Source organism: Microcystis sp. M49636_WE2, from assembly GCF_030065375.1.
GTDB classification, from domain to species: Bacteria; Cyanobacteriota; Cyanobacteriia; order Cyanobacteriales; family Microcystaceae; genus Microcystis; species Microcystis aeruginosa_C.
Window position 1 is genome coordinate 1 of the sequence record NZ_JASJFG010000343.1, and the last position, 8,658, is coordinate 8,658.

Genomic DNA, 8,658 nt, shown 5'->3' on the forward strand with positions numbered 1-8,658 from the left:
CCTGGCGGTTTTGAGGGTTAAAAGGGCGTATTCGGGGTTATTTTTGTAACCATCAAACCAATGTTCGGCATCATAAATGACTCGTTTTCCCTGACAGCGTAGATACTCGATCGTATCTCCTATCATGGCTAAATTCTCCTCAAGACTGGATTTTAAGCCATCTGTGACGTGCAGATCCCAAGATTTGCCGAAAATTGTCACCCAACGGGATCTAGCGGCGAGAATGGCGGTTAACATCCGATCTTCCCGGGCCTCGACATGGGGGCGACTAGTGGAACAAAAAGCGACTAATTCCGCTTGTTTTAGGGGTTCTTCGTGCAGTTTCCAGAAAAATTGACCGTCTCTAGGGTTTGCGCCCGGCCAACCGCCTTCGATAAAAGGAATACCCATTCTATCTAATTCCCTGGCGATTTTAATTTTATCTTCGAGGGAGAGGGAAATACCTTCTCGCTGGGCCCCGTCCCGGAGAGTAGTGTCATAGACCCAAATGCGCTTACCATTGTTCATAGAAATAGTCAATAAGTGTTAATATTAATTAATAACTGTAGCAAGTTAAAATCACGCCCCTAATGCCTAGAATAACAGTTTACGGTCAAACAATCACCTGCGATCGAGGTGCAAATCTCTGTTCAGTTATCAGTGATCAGTGATCAGTGATCAGTTTTGAGTTTTCAGTGAACAGTATTAAGTATTAAAGTGTTAAAGTATTAAGTGGCCAGTTCGGAGCCTTCTTTTCACTGTTTACTGTTTACTGATTAAGGTTATCAAATGAACGAGACAATAACTTTTCGGATATCACCAGTAATTCGGGTAACTTTATTAAGTTTATATGTGGCGTTAACCATCCCTTTACCCTTTTTAGCAAAAGTCACTAATTCCCCCGTTAATCCCAATTTTCTTTGGTTAGGAATCAGCTTAGGATTAATCGCTTTATACGGAGCTTTAAGTGAAAGAGTCATTTTATCAGAGACAGGGATACAAGTTACCTATCCCCAATGGTTTCCCGCTTTTCTTCGCTCTGGTTGGTGGTTAAATTGGACAGATATAAAAGAACTTAAATGTCGCAGTACAGGACAGGGTGGTTTAGTTTATTATTTCCTTGATCGCTCCGCAGAAAAAGCCTATTTATTACCGATGCGAGTAGCGGGATTTAATCGCATGGTCAAAATAATCGAGGAAAAAACTAACCTGGATATGACCGATATTCGCCCCCTTTCTCAACCTTGGATGTATGGAATTCTTTTTGCTCTCACCCTATTTTTATTATTAGTCGATGCTTGGACTATTGCTACGGCGAGAACTATTATTCCCTAATAAATTCGGCTCAAAACGTAATCCACTAGCTCGATTAGCACCTCTTTTGAGGGAGAAGAAGCTAAACAGTCAAGGTGTTTTAATGCACTTTGTCCATACTGACTGGCTAATTCTTTTGAGCGAGGAATACCTTGGCTAGAGTGAATAAAATCAAGAGCTTTTTCGATGTCTCCTTCCTGACTAAACTCCCGTTCGATTAACACTTCTATATAGGGATTTTCCTCCATGGCAAAGAGAGCGGGAGCAGTGATATTACCACTGATCAAATCGGAGCCAGAGGGTTTTCCTAATACTTCCGTGGGAGAGGTAAAATCGAGAATATCATCGACGATCTGAAAAGCTAATCCTAAATTGCGGCCATAATTATATAAATGATGATTAACTTCGGCCGATTGATCGCTTAATACCCCGGCTGCTTTGGCACTATTGGCAATTAAAGAAGCAGTTTTGTAGTAACTTTTTTCTAGATAAGCTTCTAAGGAGATACTGGTATCAAAGCGATTAATTCCCTGTTGAATTTCCCCTTCAGCAAAATCGCGAATCACTTCCGAGAGCAATTTTACCACTTCTAAATTATCTAAATTAGCTAGATACCAAGAGGATTGAGCGAAAAGAAAATCTCCCGCTAAAACCGCCACGCGATTGTCAAATAAACTGTTAACGGTGGGAACACTGCGCCGCAATTCTGCCTCATCTACCACATCATCATGGACGAGACTGGCAGTGTGAATCATCTCCGTGATTTCCGCTAATCGACGATGACGGGGAGTGATATCCCGGTCTAACATGGTAGCGCGAGATACCAGCAACACGATCGCCGGTCGAACGCGTTTACCACCGGCCTCGAACAAATGTTCTGCTGCCGCCGCTAAAATGGGATGACGAGCGCCGACGAGATTTTTTAAGTTATCGGTCAAAAGACGGAGATCATCGTCAACGGGTGCGAATAAAGAAGTTGTTGGGATCATTGGTTAGCCAATTGGCGAGATAGTTACGAAAGTTTACATATCCTTACATTTATTTTAAGCTAACCGTCCAGACTAGGGAAGGGGAAGCATCAGTAATCAGTAATCAGTGAGGGGTTAGAGGTTGGGGTTTTGGGGTATTAGTTGAAATTTCCCCGTCTCCCCCCACACCCTACACCCCACACCCCACTTCCCACACCCCACTTCCCACACCCCACACCCCACACCCCACTTCCCTGGTCCCTAATCTTTTTCCCGACAAAACCCTTGTCATTGTCAAGACTCTAGGGTAACTTGTATATAAAAATTAATAAAGCGAGAAGTATTAGAACGATGTTGAGACTAATTAGCGACTTTGACGGCCCGATAATGGACGTATCGGAGCGATATTACCAAGTTTATCAAGACTGTTTACAGAAAACCGCCTATAAAGGTCAAATTATCGGGGAATTATCGAAAGCGGAATTCTGGCAGTTAAAACGGGATCAGGTTTCTGAGAAGCGTATCGGGGAAATGTCAGGATTAGATGAAGATCAGTCCCGGAAATTTGCCCATCTTCGTCGTCAAACTGTTCATACTTTACCCTATCTTGTCCACGATCGCCCGGTGGTTGGTTCTTTGGAAACTCTCCAGAAAATCCAAGAGTTAAAGATCGATTTAGTCGTGATGACGATGCGGCGGGTGTCCGAGCTAGATCATGCCTTTAATCGCCACGATATCGGTCGTTTTTTCGCCGCTAATCGTCGTTATTGTCTAAATAACAATTACACCAAAACCAACGACGTGCGCGACAAAACCCTGCTTATGGCTAAGGCCGCAAAGGAACTGCCGGCGGCTGCCGATACTTGGATGGTGGGGGATACGGAAGCGGATATTGCCGCCGCTAAGAGCCAAAATATTAAGGTTATTGGCGTATTATCGGGGATTCGCAGCCGTTCCCGTTTAGAGAGCTACGAGCCTGATTATATCGTCAATAACCTTGGGGAAGCAGTGGACGTGATCTTAGGATCCCTACGAGCGATTGGTTAACGGAAAAAACTACTAATCACCCAAAAGATCAGAAAAGTGACGAGCGCATAAATTTGGCGATCGCCGAAAATATTCAAATCAGCCTTGGCCGCTAAACTGGCTAATCCCGCTCCCAGAGCGACTCCTAGCACTAAACCAGCGAGAGTGAATAGCAAGGCGCGGCCAAAACGTTTTTCTTTGCGGTTGAAAAAATAGATATTAACGAAAACGCCAAAAGCTAAGAGCAGCGGTAAGAGGGAGCCACTAGGATCGGGAACTAACAGCGTTATTGCTCCTAAACAAGCGTAAATCACTGCTGGTACGCCGATATCCTGTGCAGAAGGTGTATCGATTGAGCTTTGCCACCAGTTAGGAGATTTGCTGCTAGTAACTGGTTTACTTTCCACCGGAATCGTCAGACGTTCGGGAAAACGAATGCGATCGGGAACTTTAATTCTACCCTCCTGTCGCATCCGCAGTCGATCCATGAGGACGGAATCGTAGGCCGCCTCGATCAATTCGACAATTTTGCTATCATTCTGATACTGTTGCACCAGTCTTTGTTTGGCCTCTTGAATTTCTTCAAAAGAGGATTCTTCAGTAACCCCAAGTTGTTCGTAGGGATTCTGTTCACTCATGAACATACCTCCTTAATTATGCTCCCGATAGTCATGATCTTAACCCTATGTTCTGTAGTTTAACTTGAGATCCAAGCTTATTTAAATTAATTAAGTTTAGCGAAAATCTGGGCAGAATCGATCGCTTCGTAGGGATAACCACTAGCATCTAAGAGGCTTTTTTCGGCGATTTCTCCTTCTTTAACGATAATTAAGCGGTTTTTGCCACCGTAGGCTTTAATTGTGACAATTTCTAAAGCAAATAACCCCGGAGAGAAACAGGGATTTAAGGCCCCATCGTACTCGAATTTACTCTGCATTAACTGCAAAGCATAGACGCTACTGCTATCAAAGGGTACTACATCTCTCATCGTTTTGGCCCGCAGCACTGGGATTAAATCGCGAAAGGGAATAGAAATCTTTTGCAGGGTGCGATCAAGTGTATCAAAAGAATAACAGTAACCGATGCCGTCCCAACGTCCTTCACAGCGCAGAATTAATTTATAGCGTTTTCCGTCCCCTTGTACCTGTAATTCTATTCCCTCGTAGTTAGATAAATTTAGGGGAGGATTCAGGTTTCTGGTACGAACTGAGGCAAAACCACCGTTATTTTCGGTTCTAACGATACCAGAAAAGAGAGCGCGTCCTCCGGTTAGGGTTATCTGACTCTCACTCACTCCTCCCATTACCACATCATCCACCGCACCCCAGATTTCTTTTATATCACTGCTGGGATTGCTAAAGTTAAAGAGGGTTTTTTCGGCGCTTATACCAGCATTTTTCAGTAAATCGAGTAAATTGGCTAAACTATGGCGGTTATTCTCCCCTTGACAGTAGATAATCTCATCAATCCCCGTGAATAATTGCGGGGTTTGCAGAGCGAATAAATCGACATTTTCAGCAAATAATTGACGTGCAGACTCGATATTATCGACTAAAGCGCGAATTTGATAGTTTTGCTGCTGTAGTTGAGCGATTACCTTTCTACCGATCGCATTTTCACCACCAATGACTAAAATAGTCTTCATTGCTTGCTCATTTGTTAGCTGAATTTTTTTATCTTCCCCGAAACCGAGCAGCTTTTGCAGACAACTCCAGAGGGGAATACTATCAAAATAGTCGAGAGTTTGCCAAAATCTCTGAAAATCCCAGCTTTTTGACTCAGCCATAACTTTTATCTCCTTACTGCCATTAATTTTTATTTTATCGAGTTAATTTGGCTGTTTGAGATCAAAAGCTCTCCTGTAAAAATCAAAAATCTTCCGTTAGGTGAGGAAACTCCGAGACAGGAGGAGAAAAAAGACAAGAGACAACTATCCTACCCATAAAACCGAAGATGATGTCAAATTTATCTGTGCTTTTAGATATTTTGACCCGATAGCGGATCGAGAACTTACTTTTGCGGGAGGTCTATTAATTTTGACTCTCTTATTCTTCGTCTGATCAGTTTAACTTAATATAGGAGCGATCGATCTTTGTGTCCTTTGTGTCTTTGTGGTTCGTTCTATTCGCTCGTACCCAGCAAACCCAAGAGGGCCTATTTTTGCTTTATTCGATTCCATACTATCTAAGTTTTTAAGCTGATTCAAACTACTAATTTGCCATAACCAGTCTGGGATAGCCAACGGAAGGATGCTGCAAAAGTTGTGGAGTTAATTAACAATCATCCCCGAAAATGTCTTGACTATCGAACCCCCTTTGAGGTATTTTATCAAATACGATCGGATAGTGATGCAATTCAGATTTGAGTTTACTGCAAATTTTTTTAATCATCATGTCACAACAATCCTTAATCCCTAAAACCCCGACAGATCAAGCCATCCCCAATCCCCTAGCACAAAATAGGTTAAATGTCAAGCTTTTTAGAAAAATATGTTTATTGTCTCCCCTGTTGTTTTGGGGATTATTTGGTTTAGAAGTTAATTCGGTTAAAGCAGTAGAAAACCTACAATGTCCCGTCATTTCTAGGGAAGAAGTTGATACTAACGCTCTCCAAAGAGAAATTGCTAATTATTCGGCCACTCTGCGAGTCTATCCTAGCGATCCTAGTACGATTAAACTTTATTTTCAACGGGGAATGGCGCGAGAAAAAATCAACGATCGAAACGGTGCGATCGATGATTTCAGTCAATACATTTGGTATAGTAATTATAATGCTCCCGGATTCAAAGATCGACAGTTACTAGCCCAAGCCTATTATCAAAGAGGTAAGTTAAAGTTAGCCATGGCGATGGAGGAAGAAGAAACCCCTATAGCCGAGGAAATCCCTGTTATTGAGGAAGAAACGCCTATAGTTGAGAAAATCCCTGTTATTGAGGAAAAAAAACCTATAGTTGAGGAAATCCCTGTTATTGAGGAAGAAACACCCCTTATTGAGTCAGAAAGGCCAATAAGGAAGCAGCATCAGCTAAAATTATTAGAAGCTGCTCAAGCAGATTTTCGGCAAGCCTTTAAATATAATCCCAATGAAAGTGAAGTTTACTTTAACCTAGCAAGTGTTGCGTCTTTGCTCGATCATCAATCCTTGGCTTTAGATTATTATCAGCGTTTTATCGGTTATGAAACTGAAAATTATCGCGGCTATTATCATCGAGGACAGCTATACTCTCGGTGGGGAAATTATGCAGAGGCTATCAAAGATTATGACCTGGCTATTTTATACCAACCCGATCTAATTGAACTCTATTATAATCGGGCCATAGCTTTAGAAAAGATAGGGAGAAAACGAGATGCTTTTAAGGATTATAAAATCGTTTTAAAATGCTCACCCAAACTATTTTTAGCCAAGAATGCTCCTAGCAGTTATCAAAACCGTGCCAGAGTACAAATTGAAATGGCTGACGAGGAAGTAGAATTAGCCAATTTATCGAATAATTCCCCGGAAGGATATCAAACAGCGATCGAGTATTATAATGGAGCCATCAAAGACTTAGCACTTGTCATCCGTATTAATCCCAACTACGATAAAATTCCCCATGCTAGAGCATTTCTTAAACGGGGTTATGCTCACCTAAGACTCAACAATAATCAAGGGGCAATTCAAGATTATAACCAAGCAATTTATCTGCAACCCCAAGACGCAAAAGCTTATGTATATCGGGGGTTAATGCGGGCCAATAAATATCAAGAATACGCAGGAGCTTTAGAGGATTTTACTGCAGCAGTGGCACGAAATCGTCATGATGCAGCCGCTCACTATCATCGGGGATTAGTGCTGTATAAATTAGGGCGTTATCAGGAGGCAGTAGATAATTATAATATTGCCTTAGACCAAGATGATCGGATCAATACACCTAGTTTTACTTCTCGCTCTGTCTGTAGCGAAAATATCCAAGAATCTGCCGACAGAAATTATTTTTATGACTCCAGAGAAACCGATTTTCGTCCTAATTATAACGTCTCTTGTCATGCTCAAGCCCGGGGAGATGCTTATTTTGCTCTGAAAAATTTTGCCGCGGCCGAAAGAGATTATACTACTTATATAGTTGCCTATCCTAACGATCCAGAAGGGTATCATAAACGGGCCAATGCGCGTTTTGAAAAAGGGGACAAACAGGGAGCGATCGAGGATTATAATGTATTTCTAGAAAAAGTCCGTGATGCGAGAATTTTCTATAGTCGTGGTAATAGTAGCGCTGACGTGGGAGATGATCAAGGAGCGATTACAGATTATCTGCAATCTTTGAGCATTAATCCTATCGATGTGACAGTGTATAGTAATCGGGGAAATGCACGCACCGATACCGCTACTATTCCCGATAATGTACAAGTAAAACCGAGAATATCGGCCAATCCGATCGCCTATAATAATCGTGGTATTATTCGACGACAAACTGGGGATAAAGAGGGTGCTTTAGAGGATTTAGATAGGGCAATTAGATTGAATTCCAATAATCCGATCACCTATAATAACCGGGGAGTTATTCGCTTTGATTTGGGAGATAATGTTGGTGCTTTGGAGGATTTAAATATCGCTATTGCTCTCCAATCTAACTATGCTGAAGCTTACTATAATCGAGGTTTAGTTAAGGAAAAAATCGGCGATAAGAAGGGAGCGATTGCGGATTATCAATTAGCAATTACTTATCGTCCCAATTATGGCGAAGCTTATTATAACTTGGCTCTTGCCACCTACGATGATAAAAATCCTAGTAGTCGAGTAGGGAGCCTTAACTATTTGCAAAAAGCCGCTAATGCTTTGATAAAAACCGGTAATTTAGAACTGTATGAACGGGCGGTAGAATGGATGTTAAAAATGCAGTAATTTGTCTAAAAAATAAGCTCATTTTTGACAAAGGCTTCAAGATTTTATCATTGATTAGCTCCCTTGTATAATCAATTTTTGGGGGGTTCAAAAGGCTCCCAGAAAAAATCTGGCAATTCTCCCCCCGAAAAAGAAGGCTAAAAACTAAGTACATGAAAGCTTTTAGCTGAACAAATTAGGTTGTAGATGCAGTCCTTGTTATCAGTTATCAGCTTTTTTCTCCCCCGCTCCCCGCTCCCCCACTGCCAACCCCCAACAGCTAACCCCCATTGAGGACCAGAACGGGCATATTAAAAAAAAACCTGTCCACTGTTCCTGAGAAACGTTAACATAAATTAACAACCCCTTAACAACCGATAAGATCATCCTCAATTTATCAGGAGTTCGACAGCGTGAACAAAAACGGTAATAACAAAAAATGGCGCAATGCGGGACTATATGCCCTATTGTTAATCGTAGTCCTTGCCTTGGCCTCAGCTTTCTTCGATCG

7 protein-coding genes and 1 pseudogene are annotated in these 8,658 nt (G+C 41.9%); 4 read left to right on the plus strand and 4 right to left on the minus strand.

Annotated elements, in window-relative coordinates:
• A partial coding sequence (locus PX484_RS08175) for a hydroxymethylglutaryl-CoA lyase-like TIM-barrel protein (protein ID WP_502882707.1) occupies positions 1-507 on the minus strand: 507 nt, incomplete at its 3' end.
• A 261-nt stretch (positions 508-768) separates the two neighbouring features.
• On the opposite strand from PX484_RS08175, the gene PX484_RS08180 reads away from it, so the two are divergent.
• On the plus strand, positions 769-1,314 hold the full coding sequence (locus PX484_RS08180; RefSeq protein WP_288103413.1) for a hypothetical protein: 546 nt from the start codon (positions 769-771) through the stop codon (positions 1,312-1,314).
• Here the strand turns inward: PX484_RS08180 and sds are convergent.
• Positions 1,311-2,282, minus strand: a complete 972-nt coding sequence (gene sds, locus PX484_RS08185; protein WP_287666325.1) for a solanesyl diphosphate synthase — start codon at positions 2,280-2,282, stop codon at positions 1,311-1,313. The genes PX484_RS08180 and sds overlap by 4 nt on opposite strands.
• Positions 2,283-2,612: 330 nt before the next feature.
• Here sds and PX484_RS08190 point away from each other — a divergent pair, with 330 nt between their 5' ends.
• Positions 2,613-3,308 carry an HAD family hydrolase gene (locus tag PX484_RS08190; RefSeq protein WP_287766764.1) on the plus strand — a complete coding sequence of 232 codons (696 nt, stop codon included), beginning with the start codon at positions 2,613-2,615 and terminating at the stop codon, positions 3,306-3,308.
• Here the strand turns inward: PX484_RS08190 and PX484_RS08195 are convergent.
• Together PX484_RS08195 and PX484_RS08200 are read right to left on the minus strand one after the other, a co-directional pair.
• A complete protein-coding gene (locus PX484_RS08195; RefSeq protein ID WP_002801791.1) occupies positions 3,305-3,925 on the minus strand; it encodes a CPP1-like family protein in 621 nt (206 codons plus the stop codon). The genes PX484_RS08190 and PX484_RS08195 overlap by 4 nt on opposite strands.
• Positions 3,926-4,011: 86 nt before the next feature.
• Complete coding sequence (locus PX484_RS08200; RefSeq protein WP_287766763.1) at positions 4,012-5,073, minus strand: CIA30 family protein; 1,062 nt, start codon at positions 5,071-5,073, stop codon at positions 4,012-4,014.
• A 477-nt stretch (positions 5,074-5,550) separates the two neighbouring features.
• Between PX484_RS08200 and PX484_RS08205 the strand changes: the two are divergent.
• Both PX484_RS08205 and PX484_RS08210 read left to right on the plus strand, forming a co-directional pair.
• Positions 5,551-5,652 (plus strand): annotated as a pseudogene (locus PX484_RS08205) (IS30 family transposase); the annotation flags it as partial.
• Between the two features lie 26 nt (positions 5,653-5,678).
• Entirely contained in the window at positions 5,679-8,168 is a 2,490-nt protein-coding gene (locus tag PX484_RS08210; protein ID WP_287766762.1) for a tetratricopeptide repeat protein, read from the plus strand.
• The last annotated feature ends 490 nt before the right edge of the window (positions 8,169-8,658 follow it).

What these genes read in the sequence shown, in the direction of transcription:
- PX484_RS08180 (WP_288103413.1), top strand. Translation starts at nt 769, where the DNA reads ATGAACGAGACAATAACTTTTCGGATATCACCAGTAATTCGGGTAACT.
- sds (WP_287666325.1), bottom strand. Translation starts at nt 2,282, where the DNA reads ATGATCCCAACAACTTCTTTATTCGCACCCGTTGACGATGATCTCCGT.
- PX484_RS08190 (WP_287766764.1), top strand. Translation starts at nt 2,613, where the DNA reads ATGTTGAGACTAATTAGCGACTTTGACGGCCCGATAATGGACGTATCG.
- PX484_RS08195 (WP_002801791.1), bottom strand. Translation starts at nt 3,925, where the DNA reads ATGAGTGAACAGAATCCCTACGAACAACTTGGGGTTACTGAAGAATCC.
- PX484_RS08200 (WP_287766763.1), bottom strand. Translation starts at nt 5,073, where the DNA reads ATGGCTGAGTCAAAAAGCTGGGATTTTCAGAGATTTTGGCAAACTCTC.
- PX484_RS08210 (WP_287766762.1), top strand. Translation starts at nt 5,679, where the DNA reads ATGTCACAACAATCCTTAATCCCTAAAACCCCGACAGATCAAGCCATC.